Source organism: Nafulsella turpanensis ZLM-10 (genome assembly GCF_000346615.1).
In the GTDB taxonomy this organism is placed as follows: domain Bacteria; phylum Bacteroidota; class Bacteroidia; order Cytophagales; family Cyclobacteriaceae; genus Nafulsella; species Nafulsella turpanensis.
In genome coordinates this window covers 52,960-72,273 of the sequence record NZ_ANNU01000006.1, presented here as the reverse complement: position 1 = coordinate 72,273, position 19,314 = coordinate 52,960, and the positions used below count along the sequence as shown (strand labels likewise).

At 47.6% G+C, this 19,314-nt stretch carries 14 protein-coding genes and 1 tRNA gene; 9 read left to right on the top strand and 6 right to left on the bottom strand.

What is annotated here, in order from left to right; genetic code table 11:
* Nucleotides 1–139: 139 nt before the first annotated feature.
* Nucleotides 140–802, top strand: coding sequence for a phosphatidylserine decarboxylase family protein (locus tag F752_RS0103060; protein ID WP_017730260.1), 663 nt, complete (start codon nt 140–142; stop codon nt 800–802).
* Between the two features lie 73 nt (nt 803–875).
* Here F752_RS0103060 and lipB read toward each other — a convergent pair whose 3' ends face one another.
* Together lipB and F752_RS0103050 are read right to left on the bottom strand one after the other, a co-directional pair.
* A complete protein-coding gene (gene lipB, locus F752_RS0103055) occupies nt 876–1,610 on the bottom strand; it encodes a lipoyl(octanoyl) transferase LipB (protein ID WP_017730259.1) in 735 nt (244 codons plus the stop codon).
* A 3-nt stretch (nt 1,611–1,613) separates the two neighbouring features.
* Entirely contained in the window at nt 1,614–2,618 is a 1,005-nt protein-coding gene (locus F752_RS0103050) for a bifunctional phosphoglucose/phosphomannose isomerase (protein ID WP_017730258.1), read from the bottom strand.
* A 60-nt stretch (nt 2,619–2,678) separates the two neighbouring features.
* Here F752_RS0103050 and F752_RS0103045 point away from each other — a divergent pair, with 60 nt between their 5' ends.
* Entirely contained in the window at nt 2,679–3,032 is a 354-nt protein-coding gene (locus tag F752_RS0103045; protein WP_017730257.1) for a YraN family protein, read from the top strand.
* A 163-nt stretch (nt 3,033–3,195) separates the two neighbouring features.
* Here F752_RS0103045 and F752_RS0103040 read toward each other — a convergent pair whose 3' ends face one another.
* The gene (locus F752_RS0103040; protein WP_040664120.1) at nt 3,196–3,423 is read right to left on the bottom strand and encodes a hypothetical protein; all 228 of its coding nucleotides are present in this window, start codon (nt 3,421–3,423) and stop codon (nt 3,196–3,198) included.
* 196 nt (nt 3,424–3,619) lie between these two features.
* Here F752_RS0103040 and recQ point away from each other — a divergent pair, with 196 nt between their 5' ends.
* From recQ to F752_RS0103015, 5 genes are all read left to right on the top strand, one after another.
* Entirely contained in the window at nt 3,620–5,743 is a 2,124-nt protein-coding gene (gene recQ / locus F752_RS0103035; protein WP_017730255.1) for a DNA helicase RecQ, read from the top strand.
* A gap of 456 nt (nt 5,744–6,199) precedes the next feature.
* Nucleotides 6,200–10,951: a tandem-95 repeat protein gene (locus F752_RS0103030; protein WP_017730254.1), complete on the top strand. Its 4,752-nt coding sequence runs from the start codon at nt 6,200–6,202 to the stop codon at nt 10,949–10,951.
* Between the two features lie 20 nt (nt 10,952–10,971).
* Complete coding sequence (locus F752_RS0103025; protein WP_160164077.1) at nt 10,972–11,988, top strand: PorP/SprF family type IX secretion system membrane protein; 1,017 nt, start codon at nt 10,972–10,974, stop codon at nt 11,986–11,988.
* Between the two features lie 17 nt (nt 11,989–12,005).
* Nucleotides 12,006–13,430, top strand: coding sequence for an OmpA family protein (locus F752_RS0103020; protein WP_017730252.1), 1,425 nt, complete (start codon nt 12,006–12,008; stop codon nt 13,428–13,430).
* A 320-nt stretch (nt 13,431–13,750) separates the two neighbouring features.
* Nucleotides 13,751–15,205, top strand: a complete 1,455-nt coding sequence (locus F752_RS0103015) for an HTTM domain-containing protein (RefSeq protein WP_017730251.1) — start codon at nt 13,751–13,753, stop codon at nt 15,203–15,205.
* Between the two features lie 164 nt (nt 15,206–15,369).
* On the opposite strand, the gene F752_RS0103010 is transcribed toward F752_RS0103015, so the two are convergent.
* Together F752_RS0103010 and F752_RS0103005 are read right to left on the bottom strand one after the other, a co-directional pair.
* Nucleotides 15,370–15,443: transfer RNA gene (locus F752_RS0103010), tRNA-Ala, on the bottom strand.
* 36 nt (nt 15,444–15,479) lie between these two features.
* Nucleotides 15,480–15,998, bottom strand: coding sequence for a C40 family peptidase (locus tag F752_RS0103005; protein WP_017730250.1), 519 nt, complete (start codon nt 15,996–15,998; stop codon nt 15,480–15,482).
* A gap of 110 nt (nt 15,999–16,108) precedes the next feature.
* Here F752_RS0103005 and asnB point away from each other — a divergent pair, with 110 nt between their 5' ends.
* Together asnB and F752_RS0102995 are read left to right on the top strand one after the other, a co-directional pair.
* Nucleotides 16,109–18,010 carry an asparagine synthase (glutamine-hydrolyzing) gene (gene asnB / locus F752_RS0103000; RefSeq protein ID WP_017730249.1) on the top strand — a complete coding sequence of 634 codons (1,902 nt, stop codon included), beginning with the start codon at nt 16,109–16,111 and terminating at the stop codon, nt 18,008–18,010.
* Nucleotides 18,011–18,109: 99 nt separating this feature from the next.
* Complete coding sequence (locus F752_RS0102995) at nt 18,110–18,934, top strand: glycosyltransferase (protein WP_017730248.1); 825 nt, start codon at nt 18,110–18,112, stop codon at nt 18,932–18,934.
* Between the two features lie 18 nt (nt 18,935–18,952).
* Here the strand turns inward: F752_RS0102995 and F752_RS0102990 are convergent, their stop codons facing one another.
* Nucleotides 18,953–19,297: an MmcQ/YjbR family DNA-binding protein gene (locus tag F752_RS0102990; protein WP_017730247.1), complete on the bottom strand. Its 345-nt coding sequence runs from the start codon at nt 19,295–19,297 to the stop codon at nt 18,953–18,955.
* Nucleotides 19,298–19,314: the final 17 nt, after the last annotated feature.

Below are 19,314 nucleotides of genomic sequence, written 5' to 3'. Positions count from 1 at the left end.
AACGGTTAAAATATAAAAGGCTGGTCGGGCATTATTCCGGTCAGCCTTTTTTTTAGAATTATGTTCTTATTCTGCAAGATGTTTTTATTTTTGCGGGGCCTTTATAATAAGGGCACCTCTGAAATTAATTTTACGCATAATGACCATTCATAAAGAAGGACGCCGGCTGTTGCTGATATTGCTGGTGGTGCTGGTAGCCATCAATCTTGCCATTATTTATTTTAATCCGGGGCAGGAGCCGATCCAGTATATCTTCATCGGGATTAGCATCCTTTTTTACATACTCATTCTTCAGTTCTTTCGGAACCCCCGCCTGGTGGCTACGCCAAATGACCGGCATGTGCTGGCCCCGGCCGATGGTAAGGTGGTGGTAATTGAAGAGGTGGTGGAGAAGGAATATTTTAACAGTCCGCGCCGGCAGATCTCTATCTTTATGTCGCCGGTAAACGTGCATGTGAATCGTAACCCGGTGAGCGGGGTAATAAAATATTTTAAGTATCATGCAGGTCAGTATCTGGTAGCCTGGCACCCTAAATCCAGTACCGATAATGAGCGTACTACCATTGTAATTGAATCGGCTTCAGGGGTGGAGGTGCTGTTCCGGCAGATTGCCGGAGCTCTTGCCCGCCGGATAAAATGGTATGTGGAAGAAGGAATGGAGGTAGAGCAGGGTGCTGAATTCGGCTTTATCAAGTTTGGCTCCAGAGTGGATGTGCTGTTGCCTTTAGATGCCGAAGTAAAAGTAGCTGTTGGCGATAAAACCAAAGGCGGGCGAACCATCATAGCAGAGCTTAAAGAATAACAGGAGGAGCAACAGTTCTAAAGAAATGTAAAAGCCGGGAGATTGCTCTTCCGGCTTTCGCTTTATTAATGCTTTATAGTTGCGGCTGCTTTTTTGCTAATTCCATTCCAAATAGTTGGCTCAGGTGCCGGAGCATTTTTTCTTCCACTTCCTCCATTGGTACCTCTTGCCCCAGTTCGTGTGCCAGTGAGGTAACCGCTTTGTCATCTATTCCGCAGGGGACAATATTGCCAAAATAGTTCAGGTCAGTATTAATGTTAAAAGCAAAGCCGTGCATCGTTACCCATCGGCTGCTTTTTACCCCCAGGGCACAGATTTTCCGCGGGTTGCGCTGTTCCTCATGGTCGAGCCAAACACCGGTAAGCCCCTGAATTCTCCCGCTTTCCAGGTCGTACTCTTTCAAAGTGAGGATAACCGCCTCTTCGAGGAGGCGCAGGTACTTGTGGATATCGGTAAAGAAATTATCGAGGTCCAGTATAGGATAACCCACCAGTTGCCCCGGGCCATGATAGGTAATATCGCCACCCCTGTTTATTTTATAATAGCTGGCATGTGCCTGTTCCAGTCCCTGCTCATCGAGCAGCAGGTGAGCCTCATCGCCACTTTTGCCGAGGGTATATACATGGGGATGCTGGCAGAAGAGCAGGTAGTTAGGCGTAGGCTGCTGCAGGTGCTCAGCCTGCTTGCGATTATTGATTTTCAGCTCAATAACTTCGGCAAACAACTTTTCCTGATAGTCCCAGGCCTGCTGATAATCAATCAGGCCCAGGTGCTGGAATGTTACCGTCTTCTCTATAATTGCATTCACGGTTTATCCTTTAGCCAGTTCGCTTTTCAGGTGGTCAATGGCTTTAATTTCAAAAGCATCCGTATCGTTGGCTGCTGCCAGGAAGTACGAAACCCAGTCTGTTAGGTGAATGAGGTAAAAGCACTGCTCCAGCAGGCTTTTACCTTTTGCCTCAATATCGTGTATGTTGGCAGCTTTTTTACTGAAAATTTCACGGCTTATGCGGTATCGTTCCCGTACCCGTGGGTGGTCGTAGGTAGTTTTCAGGAAGTATACCTTGCTGTCTACCAGTACCTGCTCCGGATGTTCCCAGCCCACCAGTTCGTTATGGTTCATTTCCGGGAAGGCATTGGTGTGGCAAAGGTGCTTACCGTTTTCGTTAATTTGCTGCTGAATGCGTACGGCTACGGGGTAAATGCGGGTATCGGCATAAAAAACAGGCAGGTAGCCTTTAATACCATTGGCTAACTTCTCTGCACGCTCAGGAAGTTGGTCTTTCTCTTCATCCAGCAGCTGAATGAGGCTTTCTGTCTGCTGAACAAAGGCGGAGCCGGTCAGTCCTTTATAGTGCAGCATAAACAGCAGCTGTATAACGGAGTATCCCATGTTGGCCCTGGGGCTGTCGGAATCGCCGGGAATATTTATTACATCCAGCTCATTTTCTCTGGCCAGCTTTCCTATTTTTCCACCACTGGTAATGACGGCACACTGAGCGCCGGCCTGTAGGGCCTGCCCCAGGGCTTCGAGTGTTTCTTCGGTATTACCGCTAAACGAGGAGGCGATAAAGAGCGTATGCTCATTTACAAAAGCCGGAATATTGTAACTTTTAGAGATGGTGACAGGCACCTTTATTTCGTCCTGGGTAAGAGAGGCAACTAAAGTGCCGCCAATTCCGGAGCCGCCCATGCCGGCGATTACGATATTCCGGATTTCTTTGCCGGCAGGTTTTACCTTTGCGGCCTGCCCTATTTTTAGCGCATCGCGAAGCTGGTGAGTAAAACCTTCAATCAGGGGTCTCATTTTGTCCATATATTCAAAAACGTTTATAACGGTAACAGAAAAATATATCCAAATTTAGAATAAAAATCGATGGATGATAAACAAGCCACCGGAAAATTGGGTGAAAAGCTGGCAGCAGAATACCTGCAGCAAAAGGGTTATGAGATTATAGCTAGCAATTACCGGCATAGGCGGGGTGAAATTGACCTTATTGCTCAGCACGAGGGGGTGCTAATTTTTGTCGAGGTGAAAACAAGAAAGGGCGGGCCTGCCTGGGGGTACCCGGAGGAGGCAGTCGATGCTAAAAAGGCCCGACTGATAGTGGCTACTGCCAATGCTTACATTTTTGAAACTGACTGGCATGGAGAGATCCGCTTCGATATTGTTTCTGTTCAGTTGGGAATAACCACCCTGATAAGCCATTTCGAAGATGCTTTTTATTAGTGCCGGCTGCTTAGTGGCTAATGATTTCTGGTATTAAGTTGTCAGTAAAAAGTATTAAGAAAGGATATCCAGTGGCAGCGAGCTATGAGCGTTTTCTGTCCTGTTTCCTGACTCTTGGTTCTTACATCTTATGCCCTACGTCTATCATCCATCGTCTCCTCTCCTACACCAGTACCTCATCCGGTTCCTCTGTTTTCTTTTTCCGGGCGGGACCGCCGCCTGGTAAGCTTATGCCCGGAGGAAGGTCATCCAAATCGGGGAGGTTTAATACAGTACTACCGCCGTCGTCATCGTCTTCGCCATTGATGGGGCCGGTTCTCTTTTTCATCAGCACTACCATGCAATAAACCATGACCACATAGGCAACACCGAAAAGTATAATATCTACCATTTCGTTTAAAAAATTTAAAATTCGGTTTTGTATGATCAACAGAATTAGCTTTTTAAAGTTTTGATTAACAGGGCATTCTTCCCTAACTTCGTTGAATTAATCTGCTGGAAATTTTGTACCGTTTAAGGTTACTGTACCTGCCTTTAAAGCAGGTAATTTTATTCTACTGTTTTGAAAAGAAAAATGTTACTGTTGCGTGCTTTCTGAACCACAAAAAATATTAAAAAGGTTTTTCGGTTATGAGCAGTTCCGGCCCATGCAGCAGGATGTCGTGCAGGCAGCGGTAAGCGGGCGCGATGTGCTGGTGTTAATGCCAACAGGGGGCGGAAAATCGATCTGCTACCAGGTGCCGGCGCTGTGTCTTCCCGGCTTAACAGTGGTGGTATCGCCTCTCATTGCCCTGATGCAGGACCAGGTAGAGGCGCTGAAGCGCAACGGTATTTCGGCTGCTTTTTTAAACAGCAGCCAGGACTGGCAGGAGCAGGCTGCTATTGAGCGGCAGTGCCTAAATGGAGAGCTAAAGTTAATTTACGTATCTCCCGAAAAACTCCTGACCGATAATTTTCAGTACATTCTCAGCAAGGCGCAGATATCGCTTTTCGCGATAGACGAGGCGCACTGTATTAGTTTCTGGGGGCACGATTTTCGCCTGGAGTATACCCAGCTGGGGAAAATTAAGGAGCTCTTCCCTCATGTGCCGCTGATGGCCCTCACCGCCACGGCCGATAAGCTAACCCGTCAGGATATACTACAACAGCTCCGGTTGGAACAGCCGGAGGTTTTTGTGGCTTCTTTCGATCGGCCTAACCTTAGCTTAACGGTACACCCGGCACAGGAACGAATAAAACGTATTCTGGAATTTCTGGAAGATCATCCCTTCGAGGCGGGTATTATTTACTGCCTGAGCAGAAAGGCCTGCGAGCAGGTAGCTGCCCGGCTTACCGCAGCGGGTTACAAGGCCGGTTATTACCATGCAGCCCTGTCGCATCAGCAACGCAGCCATACGCAGGATGCTTTTCTAAAGGATGATATACAGATTGTGTGTGCTACTGTGGCCTTTGGAATGGGAATCGATAAATCGAATGTACGCTGGGTTATTCATTATAACCTGCCTAAAAATATAGAAAGCTATTACCAGGAAATTGGCCGTGCCGGGCGCGACGGACTGGCTGCCGATACCCTGCTGTTTTACTCCTTTGCCGATGTAATGAAGCAGCGCAGCATGCTGGAGGAGCTGCCCGACCAGCGCCGTGAGCTGCAGGAAGCAAAGCTGGAACGCCTGCAGCAGTATGCTGAAGCTCATATCTGTCGCCGGAAGGTGCTGCTGGCCTATTTTGGCGAAGTGCAGGATGAAAACTGTGGTAACTGCGATGTATGCCGTAATCCGCACCAGTCCTTCGATGGAACTGTGTTGGCGCAAAAAGCACTCTCTGCCATCGTGCGGGCAAAGGAAACCTTACCTATTTCGCTGCTCATCGACGTGCTCCGTGGTGGCGATACGGAAGAGGTAAGGCGAAAGGGTCTTTTCAAGATAAAAACCTACGGCTCCGGCCGCGATGTGCACCCACTGGACTGGCGCAACTATATTCAGCAGCTTATTAATACCGGTCTGCTGGAAATCGCGTACGAACAGCGGCAGCACCTTCGGCTTAACGAAAACAGCAGGGAAGTGCTGTTCAATGGCAAAAAGGTAGAGCTGTATAAAGTAGAATCTCCGGCAGTGGCTGGGCTGGGGAAACCTAAACCAAAAGCTGAGGCCATTGGTGGTGAATTGTTTAACCGCCTGCGAAAATTGCGCAAGCAGCTGGCAGATGAGCAGGGGGTGCCTCCATATGTGATCTTCAGCGATAAAACGCTGCAGGAAATGGCTGCCGACCAGCCGGTAACGGAGGATAGTATGCTGCAGGTAAATGGGGTGGGCCGCCAGAAGATGAGCACCTATGGGCATGATTTTATTACAGAAATTATGGCTTTTCAGAAGGCTCAAAAAGGGAAAGGCGAAAAAGCACAGGGAGCAACGCATTTAGTGAGCCTGGAATTGCTGCAGCAGGGCTTATCTGTCGAGCAGATTGCCAGGCAGCGGGGTATGCACCCAACCACCATTTACTCTCATGTAGCCACCCTGTATGAGCAGAATCGCTTACAGTCACTCAATTCTTATGTGAGTGAGCGGGAGCTGGAGGCAATAGGAAATGCTATTTATGTCCATGGTATAGACAGTCAGTTAAAGCAGTTATTCGATAGTTTGCATGGTAAATACCCTTACCATAAAATACGACTGGCTATTGCTTTTTACAAAAAGAAGGGAATGAAGGTGTAAAATCCTTCCCTGAACAATTATTTTTAAGGCTTTTTTTCGGCTTCTCGTGGCCTGATGGCTGTTTTTGGCTAAAATTCCCTCTGCTTCCTGTAACCTTTGCTGCTTTTTTTCAGTTTATTAAATGCTTTCTTTCAAAAGATTGCATTGTACCCTTTTTATATACATTTTCCCGATTATGCTTTTTCAAAGAATTTTTCTTACGTCTTCTTTAGAGTACTTGCTCCATATAGCCTGAAAGTTAGGTATTTATGGGCTGAGCGTGATTTTAATGATGATTACAGTACAGGCGTCGGGAATAACAATTTAGTATAAAAGTAATATTTTATAAAATTTTTGCAATCACGTAAGCAAAATTCAGGAGCAAATATTACATTTGTGGTACTTTGCCTCGAAAAGTGAATTTTATCTGAATTCATCCACGCACGGAAACAGAGGGTTAAATTAAATTAGTTGTTGATGAGGAATTTCTACTACAGTTTACCAAAAGACCGGTACTTCCCCTTATTTGCTTTAATGCTGGGCCTGTTGCTGGTCATCCAGTCTGTACAGGCTGCAGATATACAGCCGGAAATAGAAAACCAAACCTTCCATATTCAGGAAAACAGTCCAAAAGGGACCGTTATAGGGACAATAGAAGCGGTTAATGCTACTTCTTATTCTTTTGTTTTGGCGGAAGGAGAAGAGTTGCCTTTCGCACTGGACCCGGCAACAGGTGTTCTGACCGTCAGTGACAGTGCAATGGTAGATTTTGAGATCCACAGCCTGTTCGAGTTTTGGGTGCAGGTAAGGGATAATGAAGGGCTGAGCGAACAGGCCCTCATAACCATAGAGGTGGAGGATGTACAGAAGCCTGTAGTTCTTTCATCAACTGCCACTGATACCACCGAAAATGCAGCTTTGCTGAAGGGTACTTTTCAGACAGGAGGAGCGGAAACGACTGCTGCCTTCCAGTACGGAGAGGAATTGCCGCTGGCCGAATTCGATCCTGTCGGGGCAGAAGGAAGTAAAACAGTAAATGCTGATGCTACTGAAAGTCCAGTGGAGTTGCAGCTGAACGGCCTGACTGACAGTGTTCAATATTTTTACCGCCTGGTAGCCAGAAACAGCGAAGGAGTGACCTACGGAGAAGTGCAGGATTTTCGTACTTTTTCCATTCCAATAGTTAAAAGCATTTCCACACGAGATCAGAACCCTACCAATGTTGAGATGGTGAGCTTCTTGGTGAGCTTTTCGGAGCCTGTCAATGGAGTGGATATAGAAGACTTTGCTTTAGACATTATGCCGGATGAAGGAGGAGAACTGCTTGCTACCATTAATGCGGTCTCCGTTTTAGGCGATTCTGGGAAAGAATATGTGGTGACAGTAAATGATATAAGTCTGGAAGGGAATGGTACCATTAAGTTGCTATTTGTTGACAAAGAAAGTAGTCCGGTAGAAAGTTTGAAAGGTGTAAATATCGGAGGGGAGGGCCCTGAGAACGGGAATTTTGACGGCGGAGAAGTTTATACCATTGATAATGACCCTCCATCTGCCTACGCACTGCTTTACACTAATGAAGATGTACCGGTGCGCTATAGTTTTTCTGTAAATAGCTCGCCTGAAAACCCTGAAGATCTTATTTTTTCTTTTGAGTCCACAAATACAGCTTTGGTTGGTAACAGCAGTTATCAGCTTAAAAAGAAGTCTTCCAGCTGGGAAATTCTTATCATCCCGAGTCCCCATATGTCTGGCGAAACTGATTTGACTATCTACGTAAAAGATGCTGCCGGAAATAAATCTGACCCCCCAATCAGACTTAAAGTGGTGGTTCGTGCAGTGGCCGATGAGCCGCTTCTAGTAGCAAATAGTCAGGAAATAGCGGAAGACGAAACACTTGCCCTGGGCTTGTCTGCCGAACTAATCGATAAAGATGGTTCTGAAACGCTGGAGCAGATAGTAGTGAGTGGCGTTCATCCAGATGCTGTTTTATCTGCCGGAACACCTGATGCTGCTAAAACTACGTATACATTTGCTTCGGCTGCCGAACTGGCCGGCCTTAGCTTTACTCCCCCTCTCAATGCGGCAGGGGTACATGAAATGATACTTTCTGCTACCTCAAGAGAAGAAGCCGAAGGAGATTTGCTTACAAAGAAAACCGCTACGGCCACTAAAACCTTTACCATTACAGTAAAAGGAGAAAATGATGCGCCTGCATTTGCTTTAACCCCATCTTCCTTAGAAGTAGCAGAAGATTTTACAGAAGCACAATATGTAGCCATAGAGCCTGCAGCCGTACCTGCCGATGAACTGGAGCAGACAGTAACATATTCAGTAGCGGTTAAGAATGAAGGAGAGGCTCCTATTGCTACCGTGGTGGTAGAGAATAATGCGGAAGGAAATCCTCAGCTAAAGATTACGGCTATAGAGAACCTGAATGGCAGCCAGACTTTTGTCGTGAAGGCAGATGACGGGCAGGCAGCCTTCAATGAAGCTACACAGGAATTTACCCTTACGGTTACAGCGGTTAATGATGCGCCTGCATTTGCTTTAACCCCATCTTCCTTAGAAGTAGCAGAAGATTTTACAGAAGCACAATATGTAGCCATAGAGCCTGCAGCCGTACCTGCCGATGAACTGGAGCAGACAGTAACATATTCAGTAGCGGTTAAGAATGAAGGAGAGGCTCCTATTGCTACCGTGGTGGTAGAGAATAATGCGGAAGGAAATCCTCAGCTAAAGATTACGGCTATAGAGAACCTGAATGGCAGCCAGACTTTTGTCGTGAAGGCAGATGACGGGCAGGCAGCCTTCAATGAAGCTACACAGGAATTTACCCTTACGGTTACAGCGGTTAATGATGCTCCGGCCTTTAGTCTGAGCGAATCAGAAGTGATAAAAGAAGAGGACTTTGCCGGACCGGTAACTGTTACCCTTACCGATAAATCGCCGGCAGATGAAGGCGAAGCAATTACTTATTCATTGGAGCCTGCTTCTGTAGCATTTGCAGAGGTATCTATTAATAGCTCCAATGGCACCATCACCATTAATCCTGTAGCCGATGCACATGGCAGCCAGGCCTTTACCGTAGTGGCTAATGATGGCGCTGCTACTTACAGGCAGCCTTTCACCCTTACGGTAACAGCTGTAAATGATGCGCCGGAATTTACGCTTAGCCAGACAGCCGTCACTAAAGAGGAAGATTTCGAAGGAACTGTAGAGGTAACGCTGGAAGATAATTCTCCAGATAATGAAGGAGAAGCTATCACCTACTCCCTGTCTCCTGCTTCTGTAGATTTTGTCAATATTTCAATTGACCCTGAAACAGGAAAAATAGAAATTAGTGCTGTAGCAGATGGCAACGGCAGCCAGACTTTTGTCGTGAAGGCAGATGACGGGCAGGCAGCCTTCAATGAAGCTACACAGGAATTTACCCTTACGGTTACAGCGGTTAATGATGCTCCGGCCTTTAGTCTGAGCGAATCAGAAGTGATAAAAGAAGAGGACTTTGCCGGACCGGTAACTGTTACCCTTACCGATAAATCGCCGGCAGATGAAGGCGAAGCAATTACTTATTCATTGGAGCCTGCTTCTGTAGCATTTGCAGAGGTATCTATTAATAGCTCCAATGGCACCATCACCATTAATCCTGTAGCCGATGCACATGGCAGCCAGGCCTTTACCGTAGTGGCTAATGATGGCGCTGCTACTTACAGGCAGCCTTTCACCCTTACGGTAACAGCTGTAAATGATGCGCCGGAATTTACGCTTAGCCAGACAGCCGTCACTAAAGAGGAAGATTTCGAAGGAACTGTAGAGGTAACGCTGGAAGATAATTCTCCAGATAATGAAGGAGAAGCTATCACCTACTCCCTGTCTCCTGCTTCTGTAGATTTTGCCAATGTATCTTTCGATGCCGCTACAGGAAAAATATCCATCACCTCTAAACCTCACTACTTCGGAGAGCAGGTGTTTACCTTGACTGCTAACGATGGGCAGAATATAGTAAACGAAACGGTGACTCTGACGATCAATCCGGTTAATGACGCTCCGGTATTTACCCTCAACCGGGAGCTGGTGAGCAAGGAGGAAGATTTTAGCTCTGCGGAAAAAGTAACACTTACGCTCGAGCCGGCGGTATATGGCGAAGAGGGCGAGGTCATCACTTACAGCCTGAACCCGGCCACTGTTGACTTTGCTAATATGGTTATCGATGCCCAGGCAGGAGTCGTAACCATTACTTCCCTGCCCGATCGGAATGGACAGCAGGAAATAGAAGTAGTCGCTACGGACAACGGTCAGCCAACAGTGGCATCGGCAAGCCAAACCTTTACGCTCAAAGTAGGGGCAGTTCCTGATGGACCCGGACTCGCAGCCGAGCTGGAAGATCAGACCATTTATGAAGATGCAGCTTATACCTATACTGTTCCCGAAGCAGCCTTTGCTGACCCCGACGGGGAAATACTTACCTACACCGCTACTCTGGTTGGAGGCGAGGCGCTGCCAGAATGGTTAAGCTTCGATGCGGCAGCCAGAACATTTAGTGGCCAACCCGATAGCCCTGAAGTAGGTGATTACCAAATTCAGGTGGTCGCAGAGGATGGAAACGGACAATCCGTAGCCGATGACTTTGTGCTGACAGTACTGCCGGTAAATGACCTGCCAACCATTTCTCCGCTGGACGATGTAGTGGTAGAATTAGGTAGCGAGGTGCCCGCCATCCTGTTTACCCTTGCCGATGAAGAAACGCCTGCCGCTGAGCTGACGGTAAATGTAGTGGCAGATAATGCAGCTTTACTTCCTGCCTCGGCCATTGAAATAAGCGGAGAGGGAGCAGAAAGGAAGTTGCTGTTAAGCCCAATGCTGGAGCAGTATGGCAGCAGCGAAATAAGCCTTACGGTATCGGATGGCGAAGGCGAAACGATTGAACACTTTGTCTTTACCGTTGATTTCCGTGAGCTGGCGCTGGATATCCCTACCCTCATTACCCCAAATGGTGACGGGGCCAACGATACATGGAACATCCGCTACCTCTCCCTTTACGAAACCAGTGCCATTCGAATATTCGACCGCAGTGGAAGGCGGGTTTTCGAAACGGAAAACTATTTAAATGGCCCTGAATGGGATGGAACTATGGGAGGCACCGACCTGCCGGAGGGCGTCTATTTCTACGAGATTATATTGAATGGTGGAAAAATCAGCAAGAAGGGTACCCTCACAATTTCCCGATAATGGAAGAAAAGAACGTAGCTATGAAAAAGATTTTTATATTAATTTTTATGGGATGCTTTCTGCTAAACTCCGGGCTATTCGCACAGGAGCCGCAGGAGTATCGCTTAAGCCAGTACTTTCTGCAGCCTCATGCCATTAATCCTGCCTTTTCCGGAATTGAGAATTTCTGGAAAATTAATGCAGGCTACCGCCAGCAATGGACCGGCATGGAAGAGTCGCCGGAAGCCTATTTCCTGAGCTTTAACGGCCTGTTCAAAAAGCAGGATGTCCGAATGAATTCTGTTCGTATTAGCCGCCCGGGTGCCTATGAGGAGCAGGAAACGGATGAGGCTTACCGGCTAAGAATGCAGAAACACGGTTTTGGCGGCTTCCTTAGCAGGAATGATTACAGGGCATTGAATATCACATCCGGCTTCCTGTCTTATGCCTATCATATGCCCTTGAGCAGGAAGCTGACCATGGCCCTGGGAGTGGCAGGCGGGCTAACCCACAATGGTTACAATGCAAATGACTACCACGTTCGCACTACCGAAGATGTAATTTATCAGGCCCTGTTGAGTGGCGGCATTAACCAGACGTATTATGGGCTGAAAATAGGGGGGACCCTGTATGGGCGGAAGTTCTATGCCGGCTACACCGCCTCCCAGCTAATTGTAGGCAGCAGTTCTACCGACGATGTGCTGAGCAATCCCACCACTTATGTGCACCATTATGCCATGGTGGGCTACCAGCTTAACCTGAGCCGGCAACTGGTGCTCCAGCCAAGCATTCTGGTGCGCTACGATAAGGTAAAGGATGCCCGCTTCGATGCCAATGTTAAACTGCGCTTCGATGACCTAATGTGGGCGGGAGTTTCCTACCGCAATAAGGAGGCTATAGCAGGTATGTTCGGCCTTATTCTGAGTAATCAGGTAACGCTGGGTTATGCTTACGAACAGAATACCGGTGAGTTTAACATTCAGAATAACGGTACCCACGAAGTAGTGTTAGGCCTTCGCCTGAACAGCAGAAATCGTGCAACACCTTATTTCTGGTAATCTGAAAAGGACTGATCATGAAGAAACTGAACGATATAATACTAATAGGAGTTGCCCTGCTTTGCCTGTGGAGCATGGGTAGCCATGCAACTGCGCAGGGTCATTCTGTAGCTGCTAAAGCACCTAATGCGGCTGGCTTTGTGTATGATCCGCCTCAAAAGCTGAGCCCTGTTATCAATTCTGAAGCAGAGGAAAGTATGCCGGTGCTTTCGGCCGATGGCAAAACGCTTTATTTTGTACGAATCCTCCACCCGGAGAATCTCGGAGGCAAATTTGCCGGCCATGATATATGGTATTCTAACATGCTGGGCGACAGCAGCTGGAGTAAGCCTAAAAACAGCCTGCTGAACCTGAACAACAAGGGCAACAATGCCATTTTGGGCTTTAGCGAAAAAGACGAAACCGTATACCTGCTCAACCATTACAACTCCAAAGACAGCCGGAATCCCGGAATTAGCTTTGCCCGGCAGGAAAAGCCCTACTGGTGGACGATGCCTGAACCGCTGGATATCCCTGACCTCAAAAAGGATGGCTTTTTTTACAATGCCTATGTAAATAGAGAGGGTAATGTTGCGATTGTTTCCATGAAAACCCGGAAAATGACGGGCGACGAAGACCTCTTCGTAACAATTAAAGGAGAAGATGGGGAATGGAGCAGGCTTAAAAATCTGGGGACTAAAATTAATACGCAGGGCTTCGAAATTACACCCTTTCTGAGTCAGGATGGTAAAACCATGTACTTTTCCAGCAACGGGCATAGCGGCTTTGGCGATGCAGACATTTACCGCGTTCAGCGACTCGACGAAAGCTGGACTAACTGGTCGGCACCCGAAAACCTGGGCCGCCCCCTCAACTCCAAAGGTTTCGATGCCGCCTATAATGAGCATGAAAATGGCACAGTTCTGTTTATTAGTAATCGCGATGGTTACCTGGCCGACATTTATGCCAGCCACATTCGCTCGGCACAATCGATAGAAGAAGAAAGGCTGCTGGCCGAGCAAAAACTCAGAGAGCAGGAAGCGCTGGAGGCAGAAAGAAGACGGCAGGAAGAGGAGGCGAGGCGTTTAGCGGAAAGCAATAAAGAGGAAATTGTACTGGATCGGGTTTATCCGCTGACCGTTAGTATTTATTTTGCTTTCGACTCCCACAGTCTTTCTGATGAGTCAAAAGCAAGGCTTACCGAGATTTTTCAGAAGTATACCAGCGGACAGGATGTGCGTGTAGAACTTATCGGCCATACCGATGCCATTGGTACCCCACAATACAACGACCAGCTCTCTATTAAAAGAGCCAAAGCGGCGGAGAACTTCCTGCTTTCGGCAGGGCTTGCCAAAGAACGTGTCCATACCGAAGGTCGCGGAGAAGCGGAACCTGCTGCGCCTAATGAAACACCTGAAGGCCGCCGCCAGAACCGCCGTGTAAAAATTATGGTGGTCAAGTAAAGCCTTTTCCTTAACCTTAACTGAAGAGCCGGTTCTCCTGTATTTTAATGCAGGAAGGCCGGTTTTTTTAATGGCTGGTGTCTGATTGCAGTAAAGGGTAAAAACCTGCCTTTCGGGTTAGACAAAACCTTACATACCTGCAACTGCTAAATTTTAATCACAGGTATAGTAGCCTCTTTATTAGACGGAAGCCCAGGAACTGATTACACATCAATTGACAAACAATTTATTTCAGGAAAAATCCTAAAAATAGTTTCTTTTGCTTTGGATTAAAAGTTGAAAATTTTAAATTAAGGAAAGTTCAATTTAAAAGCGGAACTGTGAATTTTTCGACTCCCTTTTCAAAGTCTCGACTGGATAGCCTTTCACTTTTTAGTATTTTATGGGCTGTTGCTACCATTTTTCATCTTTTATCCTTCCCTGAAGATGTACGTCTGCTCCATCCGATTAGCTGGCTAAGCGGAGTGGCAGCTGTCGCTGTTTTCTTATTCCCGCGAAGTATTCTACTCCTGGTATTACTCCTTTGCTTCAGGATTGCTGATGTATGGCAGTGGATTCCTTTTATTCCCAACCACATCTTTTTCGAGTTCTTGCTCAATATAGGTATGCTGCTGGCTATTGGCTGGTCCTACTGTAAGCAGTCCAGGGAAAGTGCCACAGAGAGACTTGATTTAGCTGATGCTGGCGTGAGAGAAAGATTCTTTCAGTCATTCGCTCCTGTTGCACGAATAAGTCTGCTGATCCTTTATTTCTTTGCTGTCCTGCATAAATTAAACTGGGACTATCTCAATCCCGCTTCAAGCTGCGGAACCTTTCTGCTGAATGGTATCGCGGCGAAAAGGCTGCCCTTCCTGCCATCCGGTGAGTGGGTGGAGCTGTCGGCGGTGTGGGGTACTCTGCTGCTGGAAGCGGGTATCCCGCTGATGCTCTGTTTCAGACGAACCAGAACGGCAGGAATACTCATTGGTATGGTCTTTCACTTCTTTTTGTCTATCCATCCGCACCGGGGAATATACAGCTTCTCTGCTTTAATGTTCTCGCTTTATGTTCTTTTTACGCCGCCCGATTTTCCACAAAAGCTGCAGGAGGTGCTGCATGCTTTAGGACGAAAGTGGCAAACCGCTCCTTTCTTACTGAAGGCAGTGGGAATGTGTAGCCTCCCTGCCTTTGCGTTACTGGCATGGCTCAACTGGTACGATCGGCTCTACATTGCTGGTTTCCTGTATTGGAGTGCCTGGGCGGCAGCGGCCATGCTGTTATTTGTTTTGGTGCTCCTGGGCGGCAGCGGTTATGCAGGAATAAGGCCTGAAAGCATATTCAGAATAAAAACACCATTTCTCTGGCTTGTACCCGCTTTACTGTTCTTTAACGGAATGAGTCCTTACCTCGGGTTAAAGACGGAATCAAGCTTCTCCATGTTTAGTAATCTTCGTACCGAAGGCGGGAAGACGAATCACCTCTTTATGCCTAATACCATCCGGCTTACCAACTTTCAGGAAGATCTTGTGGAAGTAACAGAAACAGATGCCGAGGAATTTCAGGTGTTGCTGGATAAGGAGAAGTATATTACTTCCTTTGAGTTTCAGCGTGTGGCCAGCGAAATTAAGCGCGATTTCCGGGCGCTGTACAAGAGAAACGGAAAGCAGGATACACTGATTGTGAAAGGGGGTATCAGTAACCGTCCGGAGCTTACCAGCCCTCATTCATGGTTCTTCAATAAGTTCTTTTATTTCCGGTATATCGATAAAGAAGGTCCCTGCAAGTGTATGCACTAAAAAGAGGTAAGGCTACATAAAGACGAGACCTACCCTGTCTTTTTACTTTTTGTCTGGCTATATAGTTGATGAAGGAAGGAATATGCACCAGGAGGAACTGTTTAGCCAGTGCGAAAGACCCAGGCAAAAAATAAACCCGAAGTAAAAAATACCTCGGGTTTGAGTGGAGAATGCCGGAGTCGAACCGGCGACCTCTTGCATGCCATGCAAGCGCTCTAGCCAGCTGAGCTAATCCCCCAATAGCTGTGCAAATATAGACTGCCCGTAAGATATATCAAAATGGGCGCTGTGCTTTTCTGTAAATTTTTCTGTAATAATCGGAGTGCAGGTTGGCTTCCACTACTCCCAGGGAGGAAGAGGCATGTATAAAGAGCACTTCGTTCCGCCCACGTACTTCTGTTACCATGCCTACATGGGTTATTTTGCCTCTCCGCTTATTGGCGGCAAAAAAGACAAGGTCGCCCGGTTGCAGTTCGTAAATGCTTACAGAGCGTCCATAATCACTCTGACCGGCTGAAGTACGTGGCAGATCAATGCCCGCTGCGCGGAAAGACGTTACCAGTAAGCCGGAGCAGTCCATGCCCGAACGGGTAGTGCCGCCCCACTTATAGGGAGTGCCGATAAAGCTTCGGGCGGTCGATATCACTTTTTGTTGCTGGCTATCTGCCTTCTTTGCTGATACCGAACGACTGCCGCTTTTACTACTGCTGCAGGAGCTAAAGGTAAGGCTGAGCAGGCAGAAGGTAAAGAGCAGGTAAAAGCCCCTGAAAGCAGCAGTGTTCCGTTGGTGCATGACAAACAAATTTTTTGGCTACCTTAAAAGTAATTTATTGAACGTCAAGAGGCAATACTAACGTACCATCTTTTGGCATATTTTCATAATGTGTACCTTTACATTGAGCTATGTGTGGAATAACCGGTATTTTTGCCTTTAATGAAATTGGCCGCATTGGCCTCATTCACCTCTCTGCTGCAACCGATGCACTGCAGCAGCGGGGACCCGACAGCCGTGGTGTCCATACCGACTATTTCGTAGGCCTCGGCCACCGCCGCCTTTCCATTATCGACACCTCCGCCGGTGGCGCACAGCCCATGCAGGATGGAGCCGGCCGCTATACCATTGTGTTTAATGGCGAAATCTATAACTACCGGGAGCTGCGTGAACAGCTGAAAGCAAAAGGGTATACCTTCCATTCCGATAGCGATACAGAGGTACTGCTGAAGATGTATATCGAATACGGAGAAAGATGCCTGCAGCAGCTGAATGGCTTTTTTGCTTTTGCAGTGTATGATGCGCAGGAGGAAAGCCTCTTTATTGCCCGCGACCGGATGGGCATTAAGCCGCTGCTCTATTACCAGGATACTGACCGCTTCCTCTTCGCTTCTGAAATGAAAGCCCTGCTGGCTTTTGGCCTTTCGCGTGAGCTTGATTATAATACACTCTACCTCTACCTGCAACTAAATTATATCCCTGCCCCGCATAGTATGCTAAAAGGGGTGCATAAGCTGATGCCGGGCCAGTATTTAAGATTGCAAAAAGGAGATATTTCCCTTTATAGCTGGTATGAAATTCCTTATGAGCCGAATAACCTCAATCCGGAAGGCTTAAGCTATGAGCAGCAGCAGGCAAAGCTCCGGGAGCTGATGGAGCGTTCGGTGCAGCGCCGGCTTTTGGCCGATGTGCCGCTTGGGGCTTTTCTGAGTGGAGGGATTGATTCCTCTGTCATCACCGCCCTTGCCAGTCGGCAGGTCGATAAGCTTAATACCTTCAGCATTGGTTATAAGGATGAGCCCTTTTTCGACGAAACCCGCTATGCCCGCCAGGTGGCAGATAAGTACAGAACGGAGCACACCGTCTTTTCCCTAACAAATGCAGATTTGTATGCCGACCTCCATGCGGTGCTGGATTATATCGATGAGCCCTTTGCCGATTCCTCGGCATTGCCGGTACACATCCTGAGCCGGCATACAAAACAAAGAGTTACGGTAGCCCTGAGCGGCGACGGGGCGGATGAGCTTTTCTCCGGTTACAACAAGCATGGTGCGGCTTTCCGGGCCCTGCAGGGTGGCTGGAAGGCAGGTCTTGTCCATGACCTGCTTCCGCTCTGGAAAATGCTGCCAAAGTCTCGTAATGGAGCTCTCTCCAATAAATTCCGGCAACTCCAGCGCTTTGCTGAAGGCATGCGGCTGCCGGCTGATGAGCGCTACTGGCGCTGGGCAGCCTTTGGTACAGAGGCCGAAGGCCTGGCGCTCCTTTCTTCCGCCGCAAAGGCAAAAATGGAAGAGGCCCTGTATCAAGAGCAAAAAAGAAATATTCTTCAGCCTATAGAAGAGCAGGATTTCAATACTTTTTTGTATACCGATCTGCAGCTGGTGCTGTCGAACGATATGCTTACGAAGGTCGACCTGATGAGCATGGCCCATGGGCTGGAAGTGCGGGTACCTTTTCTTGACCATGAGGTAGTCCGTTTTGCTTTTGAGCTACCGGTGGAGAGCAAGATAAACGGGGGCATGAAAAAGCGAATTGTGCAGGATGCTTTCCGGGACCTGCTGCCTCCTGAACTCTACCAGCGGCCAAAGCATGGCTTTGAAGTGCCCTTGCTGAAGTGGTTCCGCACCGAATTGCGCAGCCTGATTGAACACGATCTCCTGGCCGATCATTTTATAGAGGAGCAGGGCGTTTTTAACCTTTCTGAAGTTCAAAAGCTTAAAAAGCAGCTTTTCTCTAATAATCCGGGCGATGTGCATGCCCGTATCTGGGGCCTGATTGTTTTTCAGCACTGGTGGAAGAGGTATATGCGGTGAGCTGCTAAATTTATGTTTTTGCTTGCAGGGACTTGTCGTTTTCACCTATTTTTGCTGATAGTATGAATGGCTACACCTGAGCCACAATATTTCCCATCTATGCAAAAGCCTGCCGTATCAGTAATTATTTCGGTTTATAATAAATTAGAATGGCTCAGGCTGGTGCTGGCGGCCCTGGAGGTCCAGACTTTTAAGGATTTTGAGGTGATAATTGCTGATGACGGGAGCGGGGACGACTTTAAAAAAGGACTGGAGGAGTACAGCAAACGAAGCCCGCTGAAAATAAAGCATGTGTGGCATGAAGATAAAGGCTTCCGAAAAACCCGCATTCTCAATAAAGCAGTAAAAGAGGCTGCCGCCGCTTACCTCCTGTTTATTGATGGTGATTGTGTGCCGGACCCTCATTTTGTGGCAGATCACTGGCATAATCGTGCCATCAACACATCCCTTGCCGGCCGGAGAGCGAACTTATCGGAGCGGCTGACAGCACAATTAAATCCCGATAAAATAAGAAGAGGCTTTTTATCGAGCCTTGCCTTTTACCGGCATGTGTGGATGGATAGCTTCCGGAAAAGGAGCAAACATGCTGAAAAATCGCTCAGGCTGCCGACCTTTCTATATCGATTGATGCCAAAAAGGTCGAAAGGAATACTGGGCTGCAATTTTTCCTTACACAAGCAGGACCTGCTGGAGGTAAATGGCTTTGATATGCGCTACGAAGCCCCCGGCCATGGAGAAGATACCGATATCGACCTCCGGCTGAAATGGGCTGGCAAGAAAGTGAAGCTGTTAAAGTTTCAGGCCATACAATACCACCTGTACCACCGAAAACTGGAGCGGGAAAGCAACAATCCGGTTATTTTTGAGCAGGTATTGAAAAATAAAGAGGTAGCTACCCGCTATGGGCTGAATGAGCTGGAGTGAATTTCTGCGGTTGCGGTATCAAAGGCATTCCCTCACCTTCTTTGGTAAAGACTGAACCACCAGCTCATAGGAGTCTCTGATCCATTCTTTTAACAGTACATCAGGCACCGAACCATCGGTAAGTACCGTATTCCAATGCTTCTTGTTCATATGGTAGCCGGGCAGCACCCCTTCGTACTGTTCCCGCAGTTCCACCGCTTTTTCCGGCTCACACTTCAGGTTGATGCTTTCAAAGGTATCCATATCGGTGAGCGCAAACATTTTGCCACCCACCTTGAACACCAGTGTTTCTTCCCCGAAAGGAAAATCTTCCGTAGCTCCCGGCAAATGCAGGCAAAATTCGCGAAAGGCTTCGATATGCATGTTTGGGAGAGATTAGA

Bases quoted from the DNA above. Each gene is read 5' to 3' on its own strand.
- F752_RS0103005 (WP_017730250.1), bottom strand. From the start codon at position 15,998: ATGCACCAACGGAACACTGCTGCTTTCAGGGGCTTTTACCTGCTCTTT.
- F752_RS0103020 (WP_017730252.1), top strand. From the start codon at position 12,006: ATGAAGAAACTGAACGATATAATACTAATAGGAGTTGCCCTGCTTTGC.
- F752_RS0103045 (WP_017730257.1), top strand. From the start codon at position 2,679: ATGGATGATAAACAAGCCACCGGAAAATTGGGTGAAAAGCTGGCAGCA.
- F752_RS0103030 (WP_017730254.1), top strand. From the start codon at position 6,200: ATGAGGAATTTCTACTACAGTTTACCAAAAGACCGGTACTTCCCCTTA.
- F752_RS0102995 (WP_017730248.1), top strand. From the start codon at position 18,110: ATGCAAAAGCCTGCCGTATCAGTAATTATTTCGGTTTATAATAAATTA.
- F752_RS0103060 (WP_017730260.1), top strand. From the start codon at position 140: ATGACCATTCATAAAGAAGGACGCCGGCTGTTGCTGATATTGCTGGTG.
- F752_RS0103040 (WP_040664120.1), bottom strand. From the start codon at position 3,423: ATGGTAGATATTATACTTTTCGGTGTTGCCTATGTGGTCATGGTTTAT.
- F752_RS0103025 (WP_160164077.1), top strand. From the start codon at position 10,972: ATGAAAAAGATTTTTATATTAATTTTTATGGGATGCTTTCTGCTAAAC.
- F752_RS0102990 (WP_017730247.1), bottom strand. From the start codon at position 19,297: ATGCATATCGAAGCCTTTCGCGAATTTTGCCTGCATTTGCCGGGAGCT.
- F752_RS0103050 (WP_017730258.1), bottom strand. From the start codon at position 2,618: ATGGACAAAATGAGACCCCTGATTGAAGGTTTTACTCACCAGCTTCGC.
- asnB (WP_017730249.1), top strand. From the start codon at position 16,109: ATGTGTGGAATAACCGGTATTTTTGCCTTTAATGAAATTGGCCGCATT.